The 23,328-nt window shown below is 63.6% G+C and carries 23 protein-coding genes, 1 tRNA gene and 2 pseudogenes; 16 read left to right on the forward strand and 10 right to left on the reverse strand.

The genetic code is table 11. The annotated features are described in order from the left end of the window. The 3 genes and pseudogenes from HMPREF0298_RS12560 to HMPREF0298_RS12680 all read left to right on the forward strand — a co-directional run. A pseudogene (locus HMPREF0298_RS12560) lies at nt 1-417 on the forward strand (hypothetical protein); the annotation flags it as partial. Between the two features lie 47 nt (nt 418-464). Beyond that, on the forward strand, nt 465-1,013 hold the full coding sequence (locus tag HMPREF0298_RS04170; RefSeq protein ID WP_006839860.1) for a hypothetical protein: 549 nt from the start codon (nt 465-467) through the stop codon (nt 1,011-1,013). 201 nt (nt 1,014-1,214) lie between these two features. After that, nucleotides 1,215-1,586: pseudogene (locus tag HMPREF0298_RS12680) on the forward strand (DUF6308 family protein); the annotation flags it as partial. Between the two features lie 58 nt (nt 1,587-1,644). On the opposite strand, the gene HMPREF0298_RS04175 reads toward HMPREF0298_RS12680, so the two are convergent. After that, nucleotides 1,645-3,261, reverse strand: coding sequence for an AbgT family transporter (locus HMPREF0298_RS04175; protein ID WP_006839861.1), 1,617 nt, complete (start codon nt 3,259-3,261; stop codon nt 1,645-1,647). A gap of 109 nt (nt 3,262-3,370) precedes the next feature. Here HMPREF0298_RS04175 and HMPREF0298_RS04180 point away from each other — a divergent pair, with 109 nt between their 5' ends. The 5 genes from HMPREF0298_RS04180 (at nt 3,371) to HMPREF0298_RS12155 (ending at nt 8,279) form a co-directional block, all read left to right on the forward strand. Next, nucleotides 3,371-4,021 (forward strand): DUF4230 domain-containing protein, encoded by a 651-nt coding sequence (locus tag HMPREF0298_RS04180; RefSeq protein WP_006839862.1) that lies wholly within the window; start codon nt 3,371-3,373, stop codon nt 4,019-4,021. Between the two features lie 41 nt (nt 4,022-4,062). Continuing rightward, nucleotides 4,063-4,938, forward strand: a complete 876-nt coding sequence (locus tag HMPREF0298_RS04185) for a trimeric intracellular cation channel family protein (RefSeq protein ID WP_157464375.1) — start codon at nt 4,063-4,065, stop codon at nt 4,936-4,938. A gap of 10 nt (nt 4,939-4,948) precedes the next feature. Beyond that, the gene (locus HMPREF0298_RS04190) at nt 4,949-5,773 is read left to right on the forward strand and encodes a serine hydrolase domain-containing protein (protein ID WP_006839864.1); all 825 of its coding nucleotides are present in this window, start codon (nt 4,949-4,951) and stop codon (nt 5,771-5,773) included. 159 nt (nt 5,774-5,932) lie between these two features. After that, a complete protein-coding gene (locus HMPREF0298_RS04195; RefSeq protein ID WP_280985043.1) occupies nt 5,933-6,499 on the forward strand; it encodes a DUF3558 family protein in 567 nt (188 codons plus the stop codon). Between the two features lie 292 nt (nt 6,500-6,791). After that, the gene (locus tag HMPREF0298_RS12155; protein WP_157464376.1) at nt 6,792-8,279 is read left to right on the forward strand and encodes a hypothetical protein; all 1,488 of its coding nucleotides are present in this window, start codon (nt 6,792-6,794) and stop codon (nt 8,277-8,279) included. Here the strand turns inward: HMPREF0298_RS12155 and HMPREF0298_RS04205 are convergent. After that, the gene (locus HMPREF0298_RS04205) at nt 8,276-9,100 is read right to left on the reverse strand and encodes a DUF4190 domain-containing protein (RefSeq protein ID WP_006839867.1); all 825 of its coding nucleotides are present in this window, start codon (nt 9,098-9,100) and stop codon (nt 8,276-8,278) included. The two genes, HMPREF0298_RS12155 and HMPREF0298_RS04205, sit on opposite strands and share 4 nt — an antisense overlap. Nucleotides 9,101-9,260: 160 nt before the next feature. Between HMPREF0298_RS04205 and HMPREF0298_RS04210 the strand changes: the two genes are divergently transcribed. The 3 genes from HMPREF0298_RS04210 (at nt 9,261) to HMPREF0298_RS04220 (ending at nt 12,058) form a co-directional block, all read left to right on the forward strand. After that, nucleotides 9,261-10,166, forward strand: a complete 906-nt coding sequence (locus tag HMPREF0298_RS04210) for a DMT family transporter (RefSeq protein ID WP_006839868.1) — start codon at nt 9,261-9,263, stop codon at nt 10,164-10,166. A gap of 190 nt (nt 10,167-10,356) precedes the next feature. Beyond that, nucleotides 10,357-10,659: a hypothetical protein gene (locus tag HMPREF0298_RS04215; protein WP_006839869.1), complete on the forward strand. Its 303-nt coding sequence runs from the start codon at nt 10,357-10,359 to the stop codon at nt 10,657-10,659. A 19-nt stretch (nt 10,660-10,678) separates the two neighbouring features. Continuing rightward, nucleotides 10,679-12,058, forward strand: coding sequence for an NAD-dependent succinate-semialdehyde dehydrogenase (locus tag HMPREF0298_RS04220; protein WP_040422663.1), 1,380 nt, complete (start codon nt 10,679-10,681; stop codon nt 12,056-12,058). A gap of 68 nt (nt 12,059-12,126) precedes the next feature. Here HMPREF0298_RS04220 and HMPREF0298_RS04225 read toward each other — a convergent pair whose 3' ends face one another. After that, nucleotides 12,127-12,411, reverse strand: a complete 285-nt coding sequence (locus HMPREF0298_RS04225; RefSeq protein WP_006839871.1) for an acyl carrier protein — start codon at nt 12,409-12,411, stop codon at nt 12,127-12,129. A gap of 23 nt (nt 12,412-12,434) precedes the next feature. On the opposite strand from HMPREF0298_RS04225, the gene HMPREF0298_RS04230 reads away from it, so the two are divergent. Further along, a complete protein-coding gene (locus HMPREF0298_RS04230; RefSeq protein ID WP_006839872.1) occupies nt 12,435-13,382 on the forward strand; it encodes an alpha/beta fold hydrolase in 948 nt (315 codons plus the stop codon). On the opposite strand, the gene HMPREF0298_RS12160 is transcribed toward HMPREF0298_RS04230, so the two are convergent. The 3 genes from HMPREF0298_RS12160 to aceE all read right to left on the reverse strand — a co-directional run bounded on the left by HMPREF0298_RS12160 (nt 13,320) and on the right by aceE (nt 17,197). Then, entirely contained in the window at nt 13,320-13,916 is a 597-nt protein-coding gene (locus tag HMPREF0298_RS12160) for a hypothetical protein (protein ID WP_157464377.1), read from the reverse strand. The genes HMPREF0298_RS04230 and HMPREF0298_RS12160 overlap by 63 nt on opposite strands. A 275-nt stretch (nt 13,917-14,191) precedes the next feature. Continuing rightward, complete coding sequence (locus HMPREF0298_RS04235) at nt 14,192-14,470, reverse strand: hypothetical protein (RefSeq protein ID WP_006839875.1); 279 nt, start codon at nt 14,468-14,470, stop codon at nt 14,192-14,194. Nucleotides 14,471-14,476: 6 nt separating this feature from the next. Next, nucleotides 14,477-17,197 carry a pyruvate dehydrogenase (acetyl-transferring), homodimeric type gene (gene aceE, locus HMPREF0298_RS04240; RefSeq protein ID WP_425358138.1) on the reverse strand — a complete coding sequence of 907 codons (2,721 nt, stop codon included), beginning with the start codon at nt 17,195-17,197 and terminating at the stop codon, nt 14,477-14,479. A 205-nt stretch (nt 17,198-17,402) separates the two neighbouring features. Between aceE and HMPREF0298_RS04245 the strand changes: the two genes are divergently transcribed. Both HMPREF0298_RS04245 and HMPREF0298_RS04250 read left to right on the forward strand, forming a co-directional pair. Further along, complete coding sequence (locus HMPREF0298_RS04245) at nt 17,403-17,813, forward strand: DUF3052 domain-containing protein (RefSeq protein ID WP_006839877.1); 411 nt, start codon at nt 17,403-17,405, stop codon at nt 17,811-17,813. A 42-nt stretch (nt 17,814-17,855) separates the two neighbouring features. Beyond that, a tRNA-Val gene (locus tag HMPREF0298_RS04250) sits at nt 17,856-17,928 on the forward strand. A 946-nt stretch (nt 17,929-18,874) separates the two neighbouring features. Here the strand turns inward: HMPREF0298_RS04250 and HMPREF0298_RS04255 are convergent. The 4 genes from HMPREF0298_RS04255 to HMPREF0298_RS04270 are packed head-to-tail and all read right to left on the reverse strand — an operon-like array spanning nt 18,875 to nt 21,449. After that, the gene (locus tag HMPREF0298_RS04255; RefSeq protein ID WP_006839878.1) at nt 18,875-19,468 is read right to left on the reverse strand and encodes a hypothetical protein; all 594 of its coding nucleotides are present in this window, start codon (nt 19,466-19,468) and stop codon (nt 18,875-18,877) included. Between the two features lie 15 nt (nt 19,469-19,483). Further along, nucleotides 19,484-20,341 carry an SURF1 family cytochrome oxidase biogenesis protein gene (locus tag HMPREF0298_RS04260; RefSeq protein WP_006839879.1) on the reverse strand — a complete coding sequence of 286 codons (858 nt, stop codon included), beginning with the start codon at nt 20,339-20,341 and terminating at the stop codon, nt 19,484-19,486. A 6-nt stretch (nt 20,342-20,347) separates the two neighbouring features. Next, nucleotides 20,348-20,827 (reverse strand): low molecular weight protein-tyrosine-phosphatase, encoded by a 480-nt coding sequence (locus HMPREF0298_RS04265; protein WP_006839880.1) that lies wholly within the window; start codon nt 20,825-20,827, stop codon nt 20,348-20,350. Continuing rightward, the gene (locus HMPREF0298_RS04270; RefSeq protein ID WP_006839881.1) at nt 20,817-21,449 is read right to left on the reverse strand and encodes an HAD-IA family hydrolase; all 633 of its coding nucleotides are present in this window, start codon (nt 21,447-21,449) and stop codon (nt 20,817-20,819) included. The genes HMPREF0298_RS04265 and HMPREF0298_RS04270 overlap by 11 nt, the downstream gene beginning before the upstream one ends. Nucleotides 21,450-21,483: 34 nt before the next feature. Here HMPREF0298_RS04270 and HMPREF0298_RS04275 point away from each other — a divergent pair, with 34 nt between their 5' ends. Together HMPREF0298_RS04275 and HMPREF0298_RS04280 are read left to right on the forward strand one after the other, a co-directional pair. Beyond that, nucleotides 21,484-22,620, forward strand: coding sequence for a Nif3-like dinuclear metal center hexameric protein (locus HMPREF0298_RS04275; RefSeq protein ID WP_006839882.1), 1,137 nt, complete (start codon nt 21,484-21,486; stop codon nt 22,618-22,620). Between the two features lie 18 nt (nt 22,621-22,638). Beyond that, a complete protein-coding gene (locus HMPREF0298_RS04280) occupies nt 22,639-23,325 on the forward strand; it encodes a zinc ribbon domain-containing protein (protein ID WP_040422487.1) in 687 nt (228 codons plus the stop codon). Nucleotides 23,326-23,328 lie beyond the last annotated feature (3 nt).

Here is a 23,328-nt window from a genome sequence, read left to right on the forward strand (position 1 = left end):
CTAGTTACAGTACGCACCGCAGGGGAAAGGCAATCCGAGTTTCAGAAGAGCGCCTACGGTGACAGCTACAAGGACACGGTGAACGCGCTCGAAGATAGTCTCCAGCGCGCCGAATCCAGGATCGACGCGGCTATCGCACGCGAACAGGAACGTCGCGATGCGCTGGAACGCGCCGAGGAACAGCCCAACGGCGACGGCATCGACGCCGCGCGAAAAGACACGGATGATCAACCTTGGATGGAGCCGCCAGCCCCGAGTAGTTCCGCGCCTCCGGCTCCCGCTTTGCACTCGGGAGGCGGGGGAGACACCTATACCGGGTGCCGCGCATACGGAGGGAATTACGCGTTTACCTCCGTAGACGACGAGGGTCGGCGATACGCGAAGATCGACTGCGCTACCAAGGCACAAATCGGCTGAGCTCCGGCGCCTCAATATGGATTGAAAATCCGGTTACAGTGGAAAGCATGAAACGTTCGCTTGCTGCTATCGGAGCCGTCGGCGCACTCGCGCTGACGGCATTGCCCGCTACCGCCCAGGCGGAGGAGGTCGCACCGTTCGACCCGTTCGCATCCTCGGTGGACACATCGGCCATCGACGGGGCGCTGGCGTCCCTGACCGAAACCAGCTCCAACGCTGTGGCCGCTTGGAGCACCCAGCTTGGATCCGCCGGAGGACCCTTCCCCGGAATCCTCCCCGCGCCTGTCCCAGCGGGCGAATGCGCTCCGCAGGAGTTCGACGCCGTCGTGGACGGGTGGCCGGGCGTTGCAGGCACGATCGTCGAATGGTGCAACGGTGAGTGGGCCGTCGCCGGTGCCAACCAGACGGACTGGAAGGTCTTCTTCCACCACGACGGGCAGAACTGGGTGGGGCTCGCGCCGGATGGGTCGAAGAAAACCGGTTTGCAGCAGGGCTGCTTCAACGACATTAAGCTGCGCGAACAGGGCGCTCCGCAAGAGTTCCTCGACCGCACCCCGATCTGCACGCCGGAGGAAATCGGGTACTTCCCGCGGTAAACGAAACCAGGCGCCGTGGCTGCTCATGATACGGAAGAGATAACCGTTAAGGGGATGACTTTTGGCTCCCCCGAACCTTTCGAGAGCGGGACACGGCTCAGGCCGTTAGCTATCTGCGCGCCTGCTACTCGCGAACTCTGGGTCGGAAGGCTGCGGGCGCGCCCGGGGTGTACTCGGGCGAATACTTCGACCCCTGTGGCAATGACCCCTCCCCGCACTGGTTCACGCCGGAGGACCTGCTCGCGGCGCGACGGTGCAGTCAGAGAAAAGGTTGCTGTACGTCTTGAACAAATCCCGAGAGATGTCGGACTGTGGGAACTAGACGATCCTCGTAGTCAACTCGGTGATTTCGCGCTCGAACGCTACCTCAGAGAGCTCCCCGGGATAGGGGAAGTGCGCGCCACCAAGCTCATTGCGCGCAAGCGCCCTGACATCTACCCCGTAGTGGATCGGGTGGTGCGCGCGGTTACTGGGACGTCGAGAAGCGAATTTACCGTTCCTTTCGCGCAAGCCCTCCGGGAGGACAATTGCGCGCTTGTTGCCGAGCTGGCGGCGCTCGGCGCCCGCGTCGGGCTTCCAGCGGAATCAATTTGCTCCCAGTCATGGAGGGCACTACGAACTCGTCGGATGCTTACGCTGCCGGGTACTCCATCGGCGAGCCCGGGCCCAGCGGGAGGCCGAGGAAGTACCACAGCAGGAAGAAGAGGAACCAGCCGACCAAGATCGAGATCGAGTAAGGAAGGGCGAGGGACATCAGGGTGCCCACTCCCGCCTTCTTGTAGTAGCGCTGCAGCAACACCAGTGCAAGGCCGAAGAACGGTGACATCGGGGTGATGATGTTGGTCGGGGAGTCACCGATACGGAAGAGCATCTGCGCCACCTCGGGCGCGACTCCGACGTACATCATCATCGGGACCACAACCGGGGCCATGAGAGCCCACTGCGCGGACCCTGAGGTAATCAGCATGTTGAGCACGGCGACCATGGCGACGAGGCCCGCGAAAAGCAGCGCCGGGGGAAGGTCCCACTGCTGCAGCAGCTCCGCGCCCTTAATTGCTGTCCAGGGCCCCAAGTTCGACCACTGGAACCAAGCCAGGAACTGGGACACGGCAAAGAACAGAACCAACATGGGCAGCATCGTCTCAAGCCCCTTGGCCATCATGTCGGGAATGTCGCCGGAGCTCTTGATGCTGCCTGTGGTCAGGCCGTAGGCGAGACCGACGAAGAAGAACCCCAGAGTGATCGGCACCGCCACCGCCTGAATCAGCGGCGACTGCATGAACCCTTCCTCGGGGCGGGCAAACGGGGAGGCAGGGATGAACAGCAGCGCGAAGTAGATGGCGAGGAACACCAGCAAGGTGATGAGCGCGGAGACCAAGCCCTTCGACTCGACCGGTGTAAGGGTCAGGGAAATCTCCTCGGAATCTTCGGGGTCGTTGGAGGGGGCGTCGTCACGCGATTGCTCGAAAGAAACCTCGCTGTGGTCGATGAGCTCGTGCGCCTTCTTATCCACAAAGAACTCCGTCACTGCCGTGATGAGCAGGGAGAGGAACACGGCCGAGGGGATGACGAAGAAAATATTGGCCAGCGGCGAAACTACGTAGTTCTCGTCGACCATTTGGGCTGCCGATGTCGAAATTCCCGCGAGCAGAAGGTCGGTGATGTTGAGAATGAGTGAGGCGTTGAAACCCGCGCTCGACGCCGCGAACGCGACCATCGCACCGACGATCGGGGAGCGGCCGACGGCATGGAAGGCCATCGCGCCGAGCGGGATGATGATGACGTAGATCGCGTCGGAGGCGACGGAGCCCGTGACGCCTGCCAGAGCGATCATGAACGTGAGAATCTTCGGGTTGACGTAACCGACCATGGCGCGCACCATCGCGGAAAGCAGGCCGGTGTATTCGGCGACCGCGACACCCAGCATGACCGCGAGAACCACACCCAGCGGCGGGAAGGAGACGAAGTTCTTCACCGCATCCGTCACCATCCGTGAAAGATTCTCGGTGGTCAACAGGGATTCGACCGCGATGGTGTCACCGCTGCCGGGGTCTGTGGCGCTCATGCCGATCCGGTTGCCAATCCACGACAGCGCCACAACAACGCCAGAAAGGATGACAAACAGCCAGAACGGATTGGGCAGCTTGTTGCCGACCTTCTCGATGACTCCGAGGAAACCGCCCCCACCGGTGTCCTTCTCTTCAGGTTCCTTGGTCGTCGTCGACCCTTGAGTGTGTGATCCTGTCATGGCGTCGCTTCCTGGTCGGGATTTGATGTGAAACACCTTAACGCACACTTAGTATTGTGTGGCACAGTTGTCGCCAAGACGATGCGGTGAACTGGGCCGGAAGGAGCGAATGAAAGTGTCTACAGTTGCGACGAGAAACCGCGGGGGTGGGTGCGCGGCCGCGGCAGCTGCCGTTGTCGCGTTGGTCGCCGTCGCCGCGGTGGTGCTCGTGATGATTCGTCCTGTGTTGTTCGGCCTCGGGCGCGAGAGCATCACCGACGAGCAAATCGGGGCGTCGTTCAAGCAGATCGCTGAGCTGTCGGTGGAGGAGTACGCGTATTCAACGGTGGGCTCGTTCGAGCAGGAGGGCTTCACCATCGCGGGGCGCGCCGTCCCCTTTACCGGACGCAACTTCCTGGTGACGTTCGACGGATCCGTCAAGGCGGGGCTTCGCGACGCCGAGCAGGTCGCGGTGGACATCGACGACGATGCCGAGAAACTCACCGTGCGCGTGCCGCGCGTGGCCATCACCGAAAACTCCGTCGACCCAGCAAGCATTTCCGTGTACGACCAGTCAATGAATCCCTTGAACCAGGTCAGGGTGGACGACGTTGCCGGCTTCCTCGCTGAGCAAGAAAAGCGTGCGGAGGAAAAGGCCATTGAGGAGGGTCTTCTCAAGCGCGCCGAGCAGCGCACCGAGGAACTCATGCGCAGCCACGCCAGCGCGTTGATCGAGGGCACCAACATGGCGGGGTATCAGGTGGAGGTGCGCTGGAGCTAAACTCCCCCGGGCGGTTGTTGTCTGTGGTTACACTCGCGCGGGTGAGTGCAGAAGAACTGGAACCGATGCTCCTGACCGTCTACCGCGTCCTCGAATTGATCGGCGTGTTCCTTGCCGCGCTGGTTGGCGGCACGGTTGCACGCACAATGAAGTTCGACATTGTGGGCTTTCTCATCATCGCCGTTGTGTCGGCGCTTGCGGGAGGGGCGCTCAGAGATACCCTTATTAACTCTGGACTCGTCGCCGCCCTAGACAACCCGGAATATGTGTGGACGGCCATGGCCGGCGCCGCGGTGGCGTTTGTCACTCGACTGCACGGATTCTTCTGGACAATCTTCCACTACCACGCGGACATGGCGATCCTCGGTGTGTGGGCGGTGACCGGTTCAACCAAAGCGCTGCTCAACGGCGTTTCTCCCCTCGGGTGTGTCCTCATGGGTGTTGTCACGGCCACGGGTGGCGGCATTCTGCGGGACATGATGTGCGGCCAGGTGCCCTCCGTGCTGAAAAACCAGCAGATGACTGTCATCCCGGCTGTCGTCGCAGGAACTCTCAACGTGGGGCTTTACCACGCGGGGTACGACGCCTGGGGAATGATCGCCTCCCCGATCGTGGCGTTCTTGCTGGCCATGCTCGTGTATTGGAAGGGCTGGTACGTCCCGGCGCGCCAAGATTTCGCCCCGGTCAACGACATCGCGCTGAGCCTGCGCCGCTCCTTCAGCGGAGTGGAACAGCAGTTGCGCACCGCCGCGCGGAAGGTCGAGCCCACAGATGTCCGATCGTGGCGGCACGAGAAAATGGAAGAGATCGAGGACGAGGAAGATGGCCTCACCCGCGACGAGTTCATCGACATGCTCTACCGCGCGTACAGCCGATCAGGCGACGACGGGGACACCGGGTGGGTGCGGCGCACGTAACATCGGGTCCATGGACCTAGCCAAGCACCTCTCTGGGTGGCCGGTGGACAACGTCTCAGCCGCGCTCGTCGGAAAGCAGGACGCGACCTACGGCGACGAGCACGCCATCTACGAGCTCATGAGCGTGACCAAGCTGCTCGCTGCCTACAGCTTCCTCATGGCCGTCGAAGAGCGAGCATTCTCGCTCGATAGCCCCTGCGGCCCCGACGGTTCCACCGTCCGCCACTTGCTTGCCCACGCCTCCGGAGTAGGGCTTGATTCGCGCAAGGCTCAGAAACCGGTCGGTGAGCGGCGCATTTACTCGTCCGCCGGCTTCGAAATTCTCGACGACTTTCTCCACGAGCGCAGTGGGATGCACCTTGGGGAGTACGCGCGCCTCGGTGTTTTCGAGCCACTCTGCATGGACAGCGCGGAGATTTATGGGTCTGCGGGGCACGGCGGGAGGGCGTCGTTAAGCGATATGCGCGCCTTCGCCCGCGAGTTGACGGCGCCCACATTGCTGAGCGAGCAGACGCTTATCGACGCCTTCGCCAACCAATTCGGTGAGCTGCGCGGGATCGTCCCCGGATACGGGATGCAGAAGCCCTGCCCGTGGGGTCTGGGATTTGAGATCCGGGGCGAGAAAGCGCCGCACTGGACCGGTGACAACATGCCCGCAGACACCGTGGGGCACTTCGGAATGTCCGGAACCTACCTCTGGGTCGTGCCGGCATGGTCAGATTCACCGGCAGCGGGGACCGCGATGGTCGTGCTCACCGACCGCGATTTCGGCGATTGGGCGAAACCATTGTGGCAGGAGACGAACGCGGCGGTGTTTGAGGAGCTTTCCGGCTAGGGCGTGGAGCTGAACTCTGCCGTGGCTGAGTGTTGTGCTGTTGCTGGCGGGGGTGTGGGCAGGCAGAATCGGCGGTGTTCTTTAGGTTTGCGGCAATTTGGGGGTTTGTCGGTGCGTCGGTTCGGTGTGGTTGTTGGCTTGTTCGGGGTTGTCGGTTTAGTGTCGGGGTGTGCGTCGGGTGCGGGTGTGGGTGTTCTGGGTCAGACGGGTGCTGCTGGGCCTGCTTCTTCGGAGGCGGCTGTTTCTCCGGAGCCGACTGCGTTTCACTTTGACAGCGGGGACTTGGTGATCGGGCCGTTTGATCCCGAGGAGGTCAAGCACAATCTTTTCGACCCGTGCACGGAAATCTCCGATGCGGAGTTCGCGGCGGCGGGGTTGGTGAAGAGCGAGGTGCAGCCTGAGCCAAGGGTGCTCAGTGATCGATTCATCGTGACCTGTGCCATAGAGGGGGAGGACCCCTACACTGAGACACTTTTAGTAACGAATGCAGCACCGAAATCGGTCATTCTGTCGACTTCGCAGCAGTTCAATTCCCACTCCGCCCAGGTGCCGGAAATATTTGCGTTCGGGCCCCCTAACGGAGGAACGGAAATGTGTGATGTGGCCATAGAGACAAAACGCGGTACTTTCTCCGCGAGCGTTTTTACGTACCGCGCCTCCGGTGACGTGACTGATTTATGTGCAAAAGCAGCTGATACGCTCGGCAAGCTTTATTTGGTCGGTTAGGCGCTCTGAGTGTCAATTCAGTGTGCATCAGCTTCTAGCGCCTAGCTCGAGACCGTTTTACAGTGCGAGTTGGAACCCAAGCGTCGTGCTGGGTACTAAGTCGTAAGGGGGGAAAGTGAATTCGCGGATAATGCTCGATGTCAACGGGGTCAGAGGGGCAATCGACGAGCTGAGAAGTTGCGCATCTCATGTAGGGCTCAATTTTGGCCGAGATTTGCGTTCAGATCTTGCGGGTTTTTCTCCTGTGTCGGGTCTTGATGAGTCGGGGGTGTCGCATGGTCGTGTGTCGTCGGTGAGTCGTCCGGAGGCGTTGAAGGCGTTGGCGGCGCATGTGCTGGATGCTGCGGTGTTGCTGGAGGCGAATTTGGATAGTGTTGTTGGTGATGATGGGGCGTTTTCCCACATGGTGGGTTCCATTGGGTTAGCCAATGTGTGGGGTGCGTCGGCGTCGGTGGTGGATGTGGATATGAAGTTGGCGCAGGTGGAGAACCCGTCGACGAATCCGTTTGTGTTCGGCCGTCCGGTGGCTGGGTTTGTGGCGTCGTTGCCGGTGTTGCATGGCCAGTTCCAGGCCACTGATCCATCACGTGTGCTGTCGGAGGCGGCGGCGTGGGAGTCGACGGCGGTTAAGGTTTCTGAGGTGGTGTCTCGGTTGGATGCGGTGGTGGCGGCGTTGGGGTCGTCTGCGGAGACGTCGTGGGTGGATAAGGCGATTGAGCGGGTGCGGCGGATTCAGTGGGCGGGTGGCCAGTTTGCGGCGCATGCTTCGGCGATGGGGGTGCATGCGGGTAATTTGGCGGCGGTTGCTGGTGCGGAGAAGGCGACTGCGGCAGCGGCGTATGCGTCGTGGTTGGCGGCGCCGGTGGAGGTCAAGCCGGTGGTGGAGCAGGCGTATATGGCGGCGTTTCCGCCGCGGTTGACGGCAGGGTTGGTGCCGACGGTGCCGCCTTTTAATCAGTTGTTGCCGGCGTTGGATGCGATGCCTGCGGCACCGTTTTCACCGGAGGCGGTGGTGGTGCCTGCCGCACCAGCGTTTGAGAGCCGTGTGTTGCCGCAGGTGGTCAAAGATGCGTTGGTGGCTAACGGGTTTTCGGATGTGGCGTATGCGACTACTCCGCAGGACGTGTTGGCGGCTGCACCCGCAGGTGGCGCGGGTGTTGGTGCGGGTGGCCTGTCACCGGTTGCGGGTGCGACGCAGGCGGCATCGGTGGCGACGCTGCCACCGGTTACGGAAGCTCCGGCCGGGTCTGCCCCGATGGTGCCTGTGGGTGCGGGACATGCCGGGTTTGGGGCATCACCACTGGGTGTCACCCCGGGGGTAAGTCCTGTGTTGGGCACAGGTGGTGCTCATAGCGGTGCCCGCGGTGCTGTGCCGGGTGGCCGTGTAGGTGGCAGGCAGGGTGTGGGTTCTGCTGTGGGTGCGGGTGCTGGGTCCGCGGTGGGCCTTATCGGCCGCGGCGGTGCGGGTGTGGGTACGATCCCACCCGGTCTCACGGGCCCGGGGCTCACGGGCCATGGTGTTGGCGCACCGCTGGCACCGGGGTCCACTACCGCATCGACCGCAACGAGTGCGCACACCGCGAATCGTTCCGTGGCGGTCGGTGGCCCGATGAGCCCAAGCGCCCACGCAGGCGGTGGCGGGTCGAGGAAGCGTCGCGTGCGGGCGGTAACCAGCGCGGTGGAACGCAACGGCAACCTCCGCGCCCTGCTCGGTGATGCTCCCGCGGTGCTGCCCGACGTCATCGGCGACGACGTCCGCACCCCACGACACACAACCTAACGCACAGCGAAGAACGCCTTCTTGCTCAAGAGGTCCGGCTGGATCGCGAGAACGTCCTCACCAGCAGTGCCGGCGGGAATCAGGAACGCCTCGTTGCCGCTAACCGACGCGCCACTGTAGAGCGACGTCAGCGTGTCCAGGGCGTCGGGGGCGACGACAAGCGTGTCGAAAGACGTCACGCTGTGGCCGTCGGGGGTGACGTACTCGATTAGGGGCATGGGCATAGAGCCCTGCGGATTGTCACCCTTGTAGGTGATGGTGACGTTCGCCAGCGCGTAGGTCTGGTCTGGGCCCGGCTGATCGTTGACCGGGTTTTCGGCGGTCACCGCATCTGTTGCATCGAGGTCGACGCTGTTGAGGGTGACGGACCATTCTTCGTTTTCCACAGTGGCGCCGATCGGCAGCGGGTTGTCGCGCGTGGACCCCGCGGCTGACCCTCCCTGAGCGGCGGAGCCCTCCGCGACCGGGGCGACCGCACTTTCCGGTCCTGCTACGAATACGTCCTGGTTGAAGCTCTCGTCGAAGGTCCGTCCGACGGCGAACAGGAAAACAATTACCGAAACGATGGTTCCGACGATCGAGACGATGACGGCGGCCACGGCGGTGCCCTTCTTAGCCTTCATGAACAAGCCAGTGATGCCGAGGATGAAGCCGATCGGCAGAAGGATCCAACCGAGGATGAATGCGCCAGGGATGCAGCCGAAAATGAAGCCGGCAATCGCGCAGACGAGCGCGATGATTCCAACGGTGGTGCGCTGAGGTGGCTCCACCGGTGCGACCGGTTGGGCTGGCCCGACGGGGGCGGTGTACGAGGTTGACATAGGAAAACTCCCTTCGAGGGCGCAAGCCCCCGCTAGTGGTGGACTGGTGGGAGGAAGAGTAGAATCCGCCCCAGGCACCACCTCACAAGACCTCGACAGAATGTTCTAAGCCGCTGGGTGAGGGCTGGGAAATCGGTCGATTCGGGGTAACCTCACCGTCATGCTCGCCATCCTCGCAGCTCTCGCCATCGGCTCGATCATTCCGATTCAAACGGCCGCCAATTCGCGATTGCGCTTGAGCGTGGGAGGGTTCCCCGTCGTCTCGGCGCTGATTTCCTTCACGGTCGCGTTTCTCGTTTCCGTCATCGCGACAGCAATTCTCGTCGGCCACCCCGTGCCGGACTTTGCTGCTGCGGTGCGCGAGCCGTGGTGGGTGTGGTCCGGAGGCGCGTTGGGCGTGATGTTCGTGATGGGCAACATTCTGCTGTTTCCCCGCATCGGGGCGGTGGCCACGGTGGTGCTGCCGATCCTCGGGCAGGTAGTGATGGGCCTGACCATCGACCAGTTCGGGTTGTTCCGTGCGCCTCGGCTCGACGTCGGGTTAGGGCGGATTCTGGGTGCGATCGTGGTCGTGGTGGGGATTGCGCTTGTGGTGGGCGTCGGCAAGCAAGGCGCGGTGGTGAGCGGTTCGTGGGCGTGGCGCGCGGTTGGGGTGGGGATTGGTATGGCCTCGGCGGCGCAGACGACGATCAACGGGCACCTGGGCACGGTCGCGGGGTCGTCGCTGCATGCTGCGGAGATCAACCTTGCCGTCGGGGCGCTGCTGCTGTTCGCCATTGCGCTGGTGACATCGCCGCGGCAGCTGGTCACGCGGCCTGAGCCGGGGCCGTGGTGGATGTGGTCCGGCGGTGTGATCGGCGCGATCTTTGTCGCAGGTGGTGCGACGCTTGCCCCGGTGCTGGGCACGGCGACGACAGTGATTGGGATCAACGCAGGCACGATCGCGGGCGGCCAGGTGATTGAGTCGATGGGGTGGTTTGGGGCGAAGCGGCTGCGTGTCGACCCCCTGCGCGCGGTGGGGCTGGTGCTCATTTTCGCGGGCGTGGTCGCGGTGCGCACTCTCTAACCCTCAACAAAAGCTTCACGAAATAGGGGTGTCAAGCTGTGGTTGAGGGTTGCTCGTGGTGGCTGTGTGACGCAATATCGGTCAAGAGATTTTTGAGGCCGTTGGGGAAGACGAACCTCGTCTCGTCGCGCACCCACCGCTCGCAGCAGCGGTAGGGGGCGCGGCGCCGCCACGCATTGGAGGACACCCCATGACTACGACACTCGCCGCCACCACGTCCGCCGTCATCGACATTGACGGGATGCCCGCGCGCCTGCGGGGGGACGTCGAGAAGCTATTGTGCGAACTGCCCCAGGACCGAGCCGACTATTCGCTTTTCGACGTCTGGGACACAGCCTGGTTCACCCGCTGGCACCGCAACCCCGACGGCACGATCGGCTGCCGCGAACTGGTGTACGCCCCCGCTGCGGACCTGGCGCGCTTCCGCGAAAACCTCGCTGATCTTGCGCAACGCGTAGGATTCGCGGCGCAACTCACAACCCGTGTCGCATAGTTTCCCTACTATGGGAACCATGACAAGCACTTACCGAGTTCAAAATCCGAAAACCAACAAGGTTGTCGAGACCTTCGAGACCATCAGCGACGCCGACCTCGAGCGCGCCCTCACCACAGCCGACGAGGCGTTTAGCACGTGGCGCGAGACGCCGCTCGAGGAGCGCGCGGCGGTCCTGCGCAAGGTCGCCTCGCTTTTCGACGCCCAACGTGACGAGCTCGCCGCCATTATCGCCGAAGAAATGGGCAAGTCCGTCCGTGAAGGAAACGGTGAGATCGACGATGTCGTTGACATCTTCACGTACTACGCAGACCACGGCGCGGAGCTGCTCGCGGACGAGCCGCTAGAGACCGAGGGCGGTTCCGCCGTGATGCGCAAGGTTCCGCTCGGCGTCATCCTCGGCGTCATGCCGTGGAACTACCCCTACTACCAGGTTGCACGTTTCGCGGCCCCCACTCTCATGGCGGGCAATACGGTGCTGCTCAAGCACGCCGAGATCTGCGCGCGCTCGTCCCAGAAGATCCAGGAGATCCTCGAGGAAGCCGGCGTTCCCGCGGGCGTGTTCACCAACGTGTACGCCTCCCACGACCAGATCACCACGCTGATTGAGGACCCCCGCGTTCAGGGCGTCTCGCTCACCGGCTCCGAGCGCGCCGGCCGCGCCGTTGCCGCGACCGCCGGCAAGAACCTGAAGAAGGCGCTTCTCGAGCTCGGCGGCACCGACCCCTACATCATCCTTGACACCGACGACGTTGCCGCGGCGGCGAAGACCGCGTGGAAGAAGCGCATGAGCAACGTTGGTCAGGCCTGCACGTCGAACAAGCGCATCATCGTCATGGAGGAGTTCTACGACGACTTCGTCGCCGAGATGGTCCGCATTGCGGAGTCATTCGACCAAGGCGATCCGATGAACCCGCAGAAGGGCGAGTACTATCCGATGTCCTCGCGTGACGCCGCGGAGACCCTCGACGAGCAGGTGAAGAAAGCCGTCGCCGACGGCGCGACCCTGCACACCGGCGGCGAGCTGGCCGAGGGCAGCGCTTACTACTCCCCGGCAGTCATCACCGGCATTCCCGTCGGCTCCGAGTCCTACTACGAGGAGTTCTTCGGCCCCGTGGCAGAGATCTACTCCGTGGCCGATGAGGAGGAGGCCATCAAACTTGCCAACGACTCCCAGTACGGCCTCGGCGGTGCGGTCTTCTCCACCGACGAGGAGCGTGCAAAGCGCGTGGCCAACCAGGTGGTTACCGGCATGATCCACGTCAACATCCCGCAGGCCCGCGGCGCCGAGCTGCCGTTCGGTGGCGTGAAGAACTCCGGTTTCGGCCGCGAGCTCGGCCCCCTGGGCATCGACGAGTTCGTTAACCGCCAGCGCTTCTTCGTCGCCGACGAGAGCTAAACTCCTCCACTAACCCGAATGCGCCCCACCTCAACCCGGCGGAGCGCATCTAGTGTTTTCGTGTCCACTCACTCGGACGCCTGAGCGAGACTGGCGGCCAATTCGTTGACTGTGAGGGAATCTGTGTAGAGGGAGTCGTCGACAAGCACGCCGAACTCCTCCTCCGCGCGCACCGCAAGCTCGATCCGGTCGAGTGAGCTGATGCCCAGCTCGGCGAGCGTCTTTGCGGGGTCGACTTCGTCGCCGGTGATGCGGGAAACGAGGTCGATCAGCCGCGCCTCGAGGCTGCGGTCGGTCGGCTCCTCCGCCTCGAGGTTCAGTGCGCCCAGGTCCAGCCGTTGCGAAAGCTCCATGCACCCATATATACACTGGCAACATGCACCAACGGTTCGCAGCGGCGCGCACACTCCTTGCTTCTCGGCACCGCCTCCACCGCGGCATCTCTCATATTGGCCTGCAGTATGACCGCACTGGGACGGTCGAAAACGGCGACGTGAATGTGCGCTACTACGACCGCGGCCCCGAAGACGCGGAGCTGACCGTGCTCTACGTCCACGGTTTCAACATCTCCTCCGAGTCGTTCTACATGCAAGTCGCAGAGCTCGATGCCCTACCTGTGCGCCAGGTTCTACTTGATTACCGCGGGCACGGGCGCACGACGTTCGTCCATCCTGAGCAGTGCACCATCGACGACGCGGCTGATGATGTCTACGCGGTGGTGGAGCGGTTGGGCCTTCGCGGCCCCTTGATTATCGTCGGCCATTCACTCGGCGGACCCGTCTCACTGTCGCTAATGCGCCGCTACAACCTCAACGTCGCTGGGAGTGTGCAAATCTCGTCGACCGTAGAGCCTTTCGCGGTGCAAGGCTTGCCACAGATCTTGGCGGGCCCGATGGGAGATGTTCTGGAGGGAGTGCTAGACCACACTCCAGGCTTTGCGGAGGGTATCAGGAAGGCTGTTACCAGCATGATCGCTCCGTTCCTGGCCTTGGGGTTTTACTTCCGCCCCATGGATTTTGACCTCGTGCGTTTCCATGCCGACATGATTCAGAAGACGCCCCTGGCCACCTACGCTGGCTTCTTCGACGACTTGCTTGAGCACTCCGAGCTCGACGCCGCGGCAGTCCTCGCGGACATTCCCGGCTACATCCTGGTGGGGGAGCGCGATACCGTCGCGCCGGTCTCCCAGTCCGAGCGCCTCCACGACATCTGGCCCCGTGCGCACGTCCAGGCGCTGCCCGAAAGCGGACACATGCCTCCGCTAGACGCTCCCGGTGCCGTGAGTACGGCCATCATCCGGCTCGTCGACCGGTTGCTCCGCTAGATCAGAAGCCGCCTTAGACTCTTTCCGTACCGACGGTGCCACCGAGGTCGAGTGGGAGCGACGAATGCGCACGGCACTTTCCGCGGCAGCGAACGATACCAGCGGCAGCAACAGAAGTGTGAGAGGGAGCACATAAAAGCTAATCCAAAGCCCGGCTCCGGCGGCATCCAAGTCGCTTAGGCCCCGCGTCTGATCGTTCAGTGTGGGCAACAACGCAGCGTTCGCACCGAAAGTCACACTGGCCGCGATCGCACCCGCGAGAGACCAGCGGCGCCCACCGCCTGCGTACTTCCACCCGAGGACGCCGGCGATGACGCAGAGCCCGAGCATCCCGAGCCCCAGTACGGTGCTGCCCAATGGAGTAATGAGCCCCTGAGCCTGACTGGAGGCGAGGCGAGAAAAGACACCTAAAGCTAAGCTGACCAGGATCCCCGCGCCCAGTGAAAGCCCCGACGGTACAAGCAAACGTGAAATGGGAACTTCCTTGGCGCTGTAGCGCGCCATCGCCGCACCTAGGACGAAGATCAGCACCACGAATGGGAACGTGAAAAATATACCCACCACTAGACAGAACCCTCCGCAACCGTCGATTTTTCACGGGAATCCCGCCACAGAGCGGCGAACGCGGCCGCAAAGAAGGACGCAAGCGGAACCCAGAACACGATCGCGGGAATGACTACGAACCACACAGAGAGCTCCGGTCCTACGGTCTCCGGGGTCGGCGTACTCCCGTATGCCTGGCTTAGCTTCAAAGAAGCTCCAAGAGCCGAGCCCAGCATCGTTGACGCCGCGATCGCCAACGCCAGGGACTAGGTCCTGCCCGCGCTAGTAAAGAACCAGCCGAGAATGGCCGATGCGCCAACTCCGACGAGCGCGAACACGAAAAGCACTTCCGACGCGAACATATCACTCACGGCGGCGAGGTAGTACAGCACCGCCCCCGCGATCAACGCGGAAACCGCGATGGAGATCCCGAGGAGTTTGAGATCGCCGCCCATTTTGGAGTAGCGCAGGAACGCGAACACGAAGGCAATTCCCGCTAGCACCATCGGGACGAGGGCGAGAGCGACGTAGACCTCACTACTCATCCGTGATTACTCGTCCGCGTCGCCGTTGGGGTTCGGTTCCGTGGGGTCACTGATGTGCAGGTCCTTGGCGGCCTGCGCGGCAACCGACATCTCGATCTTGCCCTCGTTGGCCAGGCCCATGAGGGCCGCGACGACCATCGACTCGGCATCGATGTTGAAGTAGCGTCGCGCCGCCTCGCGGGTGTCGGAGAAACCGAAGCCGTCGGCACCGAGCACGATGTACTGGCCAGGGACGTACGGGCGGATCTGCTCCTGCAGCGCCGTGGTGAAGTCGGAGGTGGCGACGTAGGGCCCCTCGGTCTGCTTGAGCGCAGTGGTGGCGAAGGGCTCGCCGACGTCCTCGCCCGGGTGCAGCAACTGCTGCTTGTCCAGCGCAGCCCCGTCGCGGGCGAGCTCGACCCAGGACGTGACGGAGTAGACGGCCGCGCCGACGTCGTAACGCTCCTGCAAAATTTCCTGCGCCCGCAGCGCCTGCTGCATTCCCACACCGGAGGCGAGCAGCGAGACACGGTTGGTCTTCTCCGCGCCGCGATCAAACAGGTAGATGCCCTTGTGCAGCCCATTGACATCGAGGTCGTCCGGACGCGCGGGCTGGTGCGTCGGCTGGTTGTACACGGTGATGTAGTACATGACGTTCTCGCCGCCGTCGGGCCCGTACATGCGCTCGATGCCCTTGGTGATGAGGTAGGGCATCTCGTAGGCGAACGCCGGGTCGTAGCAGGCAACCGCCGGGTTCGTCGACGCGAGCACGTGCGAGTGGCCGTCCATGTGCTGCAGGCCCTCGCCAAACAGCGTGGTGCGACCAGCGGTGGCGCCGATGATGAAACCGCGCGCGTGCTGGTCGCCGGCGGCCCAGAAGTTATCGCCGGTGCGCTGGAAGCCGAACATGGAGTAGAAGATATACATCGGGATCATCGGCTCGCCGTGGGTGGCGTACGACGTGCCGGCTGCGATGAAGGACGCGGAGGAGCCGTCCTCGTTGATGCCTTCGTGCAGGATCTGGCCGTCGGTGGCCTCGCGGTAGGACAGCTGCAGGTCGTGGTCGACCGGGGTGTAGTTCTGGCCCACCGGGTTGTAGATCTTCAGCGTCGGGAACCACGAGTCGAGGCCGAAGGTCCGGGCCTCGTCCGGGATGATCGGCACGAGGCGCTTGCCCAGCTCCTTATCGCGGGTCAGCGCCTTAAACGTGCGCACCAGCGCCATGGTCGAAGCAACCTGCTGCTTGCCGGAATCCTTGAAGCTGGCCTTGAACGTCTTCTCGAAGTCGGGCAGCTCAAGCGGGGTGTACGTCGTGCGGCGCTGCGGCAGGAACCCGCCGAGCTCCTCGCGGCGCTTCTTCAGGTACTTGATCTCGTCCGCATCCTCACCCGGGTGGTAGTAAGGCGGCAGGTAGGGGTCGCGCTCAAGATCCTCATCAGAAATCGGGATCTGCTGGGTGTCGCGGAAGAGCTTCAGGTCATCGAGCGTCAGGCTCTTCATCTGGTGGGTGGCGTTGCGGCCCTCGAAGCTGTGGCCGAGTCCGTAGCCCTTCACCGTGTGGGCCAGGATCACCGTCGGCTTGCCCTTGGTTTCCATCGCGCGCTTGTAGGCTGCGTAGACCTTGCGGTAGTCGTGGCCGCCGCGGCGCAGCGCCCAGATCTCATCGTCCGTCATGTCCTCGACCAGCTTCGCGGTGCGCGGGTCGCGCCCGAAGAAGTGCTCGCGCACGTAGGCGCCGTCGTTGGCCTTGAACGTCTGGAAGTCACCGTCGCGCGTGGAGTTCATGAGGTTGACCAGCGCGCCGTCCTCGTCCTTTTCAAACAGCGGGTCCCACTCGCGGCCCCAGGCAATCTTGATTACGTTCCATCCGGCGCCGATAAAGAAGGCCTCGAGCTCCTGGATGATCTGCCCGTTACCGCGCACGGGGCCGTCGAGACGCTGCAGGTTGCAGTTGATTACGAACGTTAGGTTGTCCAGCCCGTACAGCGGCGCCATCTGGATCAGGCCGCGCGATTCCGGCTCGTCCATCTCGCCGTCGCCTAGAAACGCCCACACGTGCTGCTCGCTGGTGTCCTTGATCCCGCGATCCTGCAGATACTTGTTGAATCGCGCCTGGTAGATCGCGTTCATCGGGCCGAGGCCCATGGACACGGTCGGGAATTCCCAGAACTCCGGCATGCCGTGGGGGTGCGGGTAGGCGGGCAGGCCGCCCTGCGGGCGGGAGTGCTCCTGGCGGAACCCGTCGAGGTCGTCTTCGCTCAGGCGGCCTTCGAGGAACGCGCGGGCGTAGATGCCGGGGGAGGCGTGGCCCTGGATGAAGATCTGGTCACCGCCGCCGGGGGCGTCCTTGCCGCGGAAGAAGTGGTTGAAGCCGACCTCGTAGAGCGCTGCCGCGGAGGCGTAGGTGGAGATGTGGCCACCCACCTTGATGCCCGGGCGCTGCGCGCGGTGCACCATGATCGCGGCGTTCCAGCGCATCCAGCGGCGGTAGCGCTTCTCCACCTTCTCATCACCGGGGAACTCCGGCTCGAGCTCGGTCGGAATGGTGTTGACGAAGTCCGTCGACGACAGCGCGGGCAGCGGCACGCGCTTGGCGGACGCGCGCTCCAAAAGGCGCAGCATGAGGTAGCGCGCACGTTCTGGGGAGGAGGACTCCAACAGCCCATCGAAGGAGTCCATCCACTCCTTCGTTTCCTCTGGGTCGTGATCGTGCAGGTACGAGGCGACTCCCTCGCGGATCAGTTCGATGTTCGAGTTGCTTGACTCGTCTGCGTACGGGTCACTTACGGGTTCCGTCCCGCGCGGGTTGTCGGCCACGTCAAACCTCCTGGTCACTTTTTGTGATTACGCCCCTGATCCTACCCGCGAAATTCCCCCGAGCATGGCGCAAAAGCGAGCGCAAGCGGGTATTCTGCGTGTATCTGGAAAAGGAACTAGAAGGAGGACTCGCAAGGTGGGCGCCCCTGGTGCTGTCAGCTACGCGGAACAGCTTGGAATTAGCGGCGATGTCATCGTCCAAGAAATCGGTTGGGACGAGGACGCCGACACAACTATCTCCGAGGACATCGAAGACGCCATCGGGCAGCCGCTTCTCGACGAGGACACCGACGAGCTGTGCGATGTCGTGCTTCTCTGGTTCCGCGCCTCAGACGGCGACCTCGTCGACTCGCTTGTCGATGCCGCCCGCAACCTCACCACCGGCGGCAAGATCTGGCTGCTCACCCCGGCTCCCCGCACACCCGGCGGCGTGCAGCCCGGCGAGGTGTCCGAGTCCGCCCAGCTTGCGGGCCTGGTGCAGACCAAGTCCGACCGCTTCGGCGACTGGCAGGGAGCCTGCCTCACCGGCGCGAGCATCAAGAAGTAGCTTTTGGCCCCCAGTCGCACCCGTGCTAGAGTGCTGGGGCACGCGCCGTTAGCTCAGCTGGAAGAGCAACTGGTTTACACCCAGTAGGTCGGGGGTTCGAGCCCCTCATGGCGCACAGAATCTGCCAAGCTCAGTCATTAGCTGACCGACGCTTCGAGCAGTGACAGTGATCTCGGCCTGGGGACCGGAGCGCAGGTTCAGATTGAGCCAGTTGTAGTTGTCGCGGGTTATTCCGTGATGAGTGCGGACCGTTGAGACGCAGGTAGCTTCCGTGTTAGACATGGTGTCTGTGAGAGGACAGTGGTAAGCAGTGGCTCGCTGGCATCCCCTATGTGAGCCGCTACAGATTAAGCGAGCCCCTGGGGCCTTTGGAAACGAGTTTGATTCAGTGCAGCCAGCCACAACCAGTAAACGATGCCAAGTTTCGCGTTGTTGCCGACTCTAGGGTTTTCTGCTCCCGGAAATTGTGTTCCAGTGTGAGACAGCTCCGCTGTGCCTTCCTTCCCAAACGGAATCGAGTGTGAAAAGAGGCCCGATGTTCAAAATGCACAATTGTACGATTCCGCTGGCGGCGGCTTCAGCAATGGTTCTATCCGGATGCTCGAACGACATGGGACCAATGCAAGCTGATTCCGATCAGGTCACTGCCTCAGGAGGCAGTCCGGCACCTGAGGTTGCAGGTCGGGGTCCAGAAGATCCGATCCTTGGGACCGGTTCTGCAGACGGGCTCTGCGACGAATCGGTTGTGAAAATCGATCGCGGAAGGTCTACTGCAGACATTACGTACGTGGGGCAACCGGGAGATCGGGTGGAAATCACGTTAAAGAGAACCGCTGAATCGGAACCTCCTGTTGTTCAAAGCTTTGAAATGTCGCGCATGCAAACCGAGATGCAGCTGCCTACGGGTGTTCCCAACGAGACCATATCCGAATTACCGTCAAGGCTGATTGTCGAGTCGGTCAATCAAGAGAGTGCAGAATCGACGTTAGTTAGAGACAGGATGGATCGTCGGTGATCCCGGACACGGAAATGTCATCTGGGGGTCTCCTTCAACGGCTGTCTTACTGTCCCTGGGATGACGCACCGACTCCACTGAGCTCCCCTTCGAGGGAGCTCGTTACGTTGGCAGCTTCCTCCCCGGACCGCAGAAACACCGTCACCGAGTGCGCGTCGAGGTCGTCGTGGTCAAACGTCACGGCGGTCACGCCCGAGGGCACGATCGCGGCGATGAGGTCGAGCTCGGGACTTTCGTTAGTCAGGTCGTAGTCCATGTCGACAACGTCCCACTGCCCGACGCGCAGCCGCACGGATCCGGAGGTGTCGGAGCCAGGGTCTGCAAAGGCGACGCATTCCACAAGCTGCGTCCCGGCGGCGCTGCACAATTGCTCTGCGCACGTCTCAAGCTGGGCAAGTGTGGTGCGCGGCTCAGCGCAGGTATCGCACCAGACGTTGTCGAACAGCGGGGTGTCCTCCGGATCGCGGAGCCCGATGAGGGTGGCCAGGGGGCGGATGCGGAACGACCCCAGCTCGTCTAAGACCGCGTCCTCAATGTCGTCGGCCTCCACCTCGCTGGCGGGGCGCACGCCGACGCCGTTCAGTTGGAGCAGGGTTAATTCAACGAGCAGCTCATCGGATTCGGTCAAAGCGGTGTTCACAGCGGTCCCCTTACGCTAGCGTTCTTGCTCCCTATCGTAAGCCGAGGCCCAGGGGTTGCGCTTGGTGTGGCCGTAGCGCCCGCGCGGGGCGGGGGTGGACGCGGTGGTGGGGGCGTCGACAAGCAGCTCTTCTTGCTCCTGCTTGAAGCGCCGCCGCTCGCGCACCTCGGCCCACAGAAAGTAAATCAGGCCCGCCGGGGCCATGATGCCGAAGGCGATCCACTGCAGGCCGTAGGAGAGGTGGTTGCCGGTTTCCAGCATCGGCAGCGGGATGGGTTCAAGCACGCCGGACTCACCGGGGGAGAGCTGCAGGTACGACGGCGCGAGGTCGGCACCCGTGATCTCGGAGGCCTGCGCGGAGCTGATGGAGTACACCATCGCGTGGCCCTGGTCGAGTAAGGGCGCCAAGCGGTGCGGGCCTTCGTCGAGACGCAAAAGCCCCGTGATGGTGACCTGGCTGGTGGGGGCGGGGTCGATGGGAGGCACGGTGGTGCCGCCATCGGTGGCGGGGACCCAGCCGCGGTTGACCAGCATGGTTGGGCCGTTATCGATGCGAAACGGGGTGAGCACCTGGAAGGCGGGGGTTTTATCCACCGGGCGCAGGCGCAGCAGAACCTCGTCCTCGGGTACGTAGCGGCCGGTCATGGTCACGCGCGACCACTCGTCTGCGGGCGCGACCTCGCCATCGGGGGCGACAGCCGAGTACGGGACCGGATCGTTGTCGAAGGCCTCGACGATGTGCTCGTTGCGCTCGACGAGGCGCTCGTTTTTGCCGAGCTGCCAGGGCGCGAGGAAGGTAAACGCGAAGTAGGAGAACAGCGCGATCAAAATAGCCGCGATCGCCCACCCGGGGGTGAGAAAAGTCTTCCTCATAGGCACCTAGTCTAGCTGGTCGCGCACCCATTCGATAATGCCGTCGGCGCTGGCCTCGATCTGCTCGCGCGTGGTGGTGAAGCCCTCCATGCCGCCGTAGTACGGGTCCTCGACGCCGGCGCCTTCGGGCGAGGCGGGGTCGAAGGAGCGGATCAGGCGGATTTTGTCCTCGTCCACTCCGCGGACGACCAGTTCAGAGACGTGGCGCGGGTCGAGCGCGATAAGCAGGTCCGCCCCCTGCTGCGCGGCACCGAACTGCTGGGCGCGGTGGCGGGAGCCGTCGTAACCGTTGGCCTCGAGTTCCTGCAGCGCGCGCTCGTCCGCGGGGTTGCCCACGTGCCATCCGCCGATCCCCGAGGAGCTGACGCGGACCCGGTCGCCGAGCCCGGCCCGTTCAAGCTTGTCGCGCACGATCACCTCCGCCATTGGGGAGCGGCAGATGTTGCCGGTGCAGACGAAGTCGATGTGGAGTGGGTCAGAAGCCATTGATAATGTCCTTTAACTCTTCCGCGGTGTGGGCGATGTAGGTGGCAAGGTCGTACTCTCGGGCATCAGCGTAGCCCCATGTGACGGCGACGGAGGCTATGCCAAAGTGCGCCGCCCCCTCGAAGTCGTGGCGCCGATCCCCGATCATCAGGGGTTTTTCGGGCGAGACGGTGTCTAGCACGTGCGCGATCACATCGACCTTGCGCTTGCGCGGACCGTGCTCCTGCGCGGCACCGAGAAAGTCGATGTGCCGGTAGATCCCGGCGCGTTCGAGCGCCTTGCGCGCGAAGCTTTCGCCTTTCGACGTCGCCGTGACCACCTCGTAGCCCTCGGCCTTGAACTCGGCGACGAGCTCAGCCATGCCATCGAACACAGTGAAGTTGCTCCACCCTTCGCCCGCCATGTAGGTGGAGTACGCCGCCATGGCGCGCTCGTTCTGTTCCGGTGTCATCCCGAGCTGGGCGAAGGTTTCCGTCATCGGTGGGCCGGGGATGCGGCGGATGAACTCCTCGTCCGGGTGTTGCCAGTCAACCGCGTCGAGGCCGAGGAGAAAACCTTCGCGGATGCCGGGGTAGGAGTCGATGAGGGTGCCGTCGACGTCGAGAAGCAAAGTGGTGCGCATGCCTTAAAGCATGGCAGCTTTGTAGGCTGGACGCATGAGCAAAACGACGGTGGCCGATGTTGTAGCAGCGCTGGAGGCGGCGTACCCGCCGGCGCTGGCCGAGGACTGGGACAAGGTGGGGCTGATCTGCGGTGACCCTGACGACGAGGTGTCCAATGTCGCCTTCGCCCTCGACTGCACCCTCGAGGTGGCCCAGCGGGCGGTGGAGATCGGCGCGCAGATGCTCGTCGTGCACCATCCGCTGCTGTTGCGGGGGGTGTCGTCGGTGGCGGCGGACACGCCGAAGGGCAAGGTCATCCACACTCTGCTGCGTGGCGGGGTCGCGCTCTTCGCGGCGCACACGAACGCTGACTCGGCGCGCCCGGGCGTCTCCGATCTGCTCGCCGAGTTAGTGGGTATCACCCCGGGCCGGCCAATAAGGCCGATTCGGCGCGGTGGGACGGACAGGTGGGGCGTCAACGTGCCCCGGGAGAGTGCAGACAGCGTCATGGAGGCGATGTTCGCGGCTGGCGCCGGCGCGATCGGCGATTACGAGCGCTGCTCCTTCCGTTTCGAGGGCACCGGCGGGTTCACGCCGCGCGCCGGCGCCAACCCGACCGAGGGCACGATCGGCCAGCCTTTCTCGGGTCCTGAGGTCCGTGTCGAGTTCGTCGCCCCTTCACGCCTGCGCACCTCGCTTATCGACGCCCTGCGCGACGCCCACCCCTACGAAGAGCCCGCCTTCGACATCGTGGCTATCGCGGACGACACCCCGCTCGACAGCGCCCCCGGCTTGGGTCGGGTGGGTACGCTTCCCGAACCGATGACGCTGCGCGATTTCACACAGCAGGTCGCCGACGCGCTTCCGGAAACCGCCTGGGGCGTGCGCGCCGCGGGCGACCCGGAGCAGATGGTGCGCACGGTGGCGGTGTCCTCCGGCTCCGGCGACGGCTTCCTTTCTGATGTCGCAGCGCTCGGCGTCGACGTCTACGTCACCTCGGACCTGCGCCACCACCCGGTGGACGAGCACCTGCGCGCCGGCGGGCCAGCGGTGATCGATACAGCGCACTGGGCCTCGGAGTTTCCGTGGACGACCCAGGCGAAAGGTATCGTTGATGCTTTAGACGTTAACACCGAGATCGTCTCCATCCGCACGGACCCGTGGACCGTCTCCGCCCACCCGCGAACATAAGAAAGAAGGGCTACATTCGTGAACCTCTCTCCCGACAAGCAGATGGTGCTGCTCGAGCTCGCCGACGCCGACCGTGCCCAGCGCCACCCAACGCGCCTGAGCGCGGAGGAGAAGGAGCTTGCCGACCTCACCACGCAACGTGAGCGCCTCGCCTCCGCCGCGGCCGCGGCGCAGATGGCGGTGGACGACCTTGAGCTGGACATCCTGCGCATCCAGGAGGACGAGCGCAAGCTGAAAAAGCGCGACCTGGACAATAAGCGCCAGCTCACCGCGGAAACCGACCCGGAGCGGCGCAAGGACCTCGAGCACGACCGCTACGCCGCGAAGTCGCGCCTGGCCGATCTGTACTACGAGCTCAAGGAAGCCCACGGCGAGGTCAAGGCGTTGCGCAACAACCGCGACATCCACGGTGCGCGCCTCGATGAGATGGACCGCAAGGTCGAGGTCGCCCGCCGCGCGGTCGAGGCGCTGCCCCCGCGCGAGGTCGTCGACACCGACCAGCTGCGCGGCCAGCTGCCCGCGGAGGTGCTCTCGCTTTACGACGACGTCGGGGCAGCAGCCTTCAACGGCCGCACCTGCAACGCCTGCTTCATCACGCTGCCGCAGGCGGAGCGCACCGAGGTTCTCAGCGCTGACCCCGACGAGGTGCCAATGTGCCCCAACTGTGGTGCTCTGCTTGTGCGCGTCGCGCCGGCGGGGGAGTAGGCA

It is taken from the genome of Corynebacterium lipophiloflavum DSM 44291 (assembly GCF_000159635.1).
In the GTDB taxonomy this organism is placed as follows: Bacteria; Actinomycetota; Actinomycetes; order Mycobacteriales; family Mycobacteriaceae; genus Corynebacterium; species Corynebacterium lipophiloflavum.

Excerpts from the sequence above, each read along its gene's own strand:
- HMPREF0298_RS04225 (WP_006839871.1), bottom strand. The coding sequence starts at position 12,411 with ATGGAGCTTTCGCAACGGCTGGACCTGGGCGCACTGAACCTCGAGGCG.
- HMPREF0298_RS04210 (WP_006839868.1), top strand. The coding sequence starts at position 9,261 with ATGCTCGCCATCCTCGCAGCTCTCGCCATCGGCTCGATCATTCCGATT.
- HMPREF0298_RS04220 (WP_040422663.1), top strand. The coding sequence starts at position 10,679 with ATGACAAGCACTTACCGAGTTCAAAATCCGAAAACCAACAAGGTTGTC.
- HMPREF0298_RS04205 (WP_006839867.1), bottom strand. The coding sequence starts at position 9,100 with ATGTCAACCTCGTACACCGCCCCCGTCGGGCCAGCCCAACCGGTCGCA.
- HMPREF0298_RS04215 (WP_006839869.1), top strand. The coding sequence starts at position 10,357 with ATGACTACGACACTCGCCGCCACCACGTCCGCCGTCATCGACATTGAC.
- HMPREF0298_RS04230 (WP_006839872.1), top strand. The coding sequence starts at position 12,435 with ATGCACCAACGGTTCGCAGCGGCGCGCACACTCCTTGCTTCTCGGCAC.
- HMPREF0298_RS04175 (WP_006839861.1), bottom strand. The coding sequence starts at position 3,261 with ATGACAGGATCACACACTCAAGGGTCGACGACGACCAAGGAACCTGAA.
- HMPREF0298_RS04235 (WP_006839875.1), bottom strand. The coding sequence starts at position 14,470 with ATGAGTAGTGAGGTCTACGTCGCTCTCGCCCTCGTCCCGATGGTGCTA.
- HMPREF0298_RS04265 (WP_006839880.1), bottom strand. The coding sequence starts at position 20,827 with ATGGCTTCTGACCCACTCCACATCGACTTCGTCTGCACCGGCAACATC.
- HMPREF0298_RS04180 (WP_006839862.1), top strand. The coding sequence starts at position 3,371 with ATGAAAGTGTCTACAGTTGCGACGAGAAACCGCGGGGGTGGGTGCGCG.
- HMPREF0298_RS04270 (WP_006839881.1), bottom strand. The coding sequence starts at position 21,449 with ATGCGCACCACTTTGCTTCTCGACGTCGACGGCACCCTCATCGACTCC.
- HMPREF0298_RS04275 (WP_006839882.1), top strand. The coding sequence starts at position 21,484 with ATGAGCAAAACGACGGTGGCCGATGTTGTAGCAGCGCTGGAGGCGGCG.
- HMPREF0298_RS04260 (WP_006839879.1), bottom strand. The coding sequence starts at position 20,341 with ATGAGGAAGACTTTTCTCACCCCCGGGTGGGCGATCGCGGCTATTTTG.
- HMPREF0298_RS04190 (WP_006839864.1), top strand. The coding sequence starts at position 4,949 with ATGGACCTAGCCAAGCACCTCTCTGGGTGGCCGGTGGACAACGTCTCA.
- HMPREF0298_RS04170 (WP_006839860.1), top strand. The coding sequence starts at position 465 with ATGAAACGTTCGCTTGCTGCTATCGGAGCCGTCGGCGCACTCGCGCTG.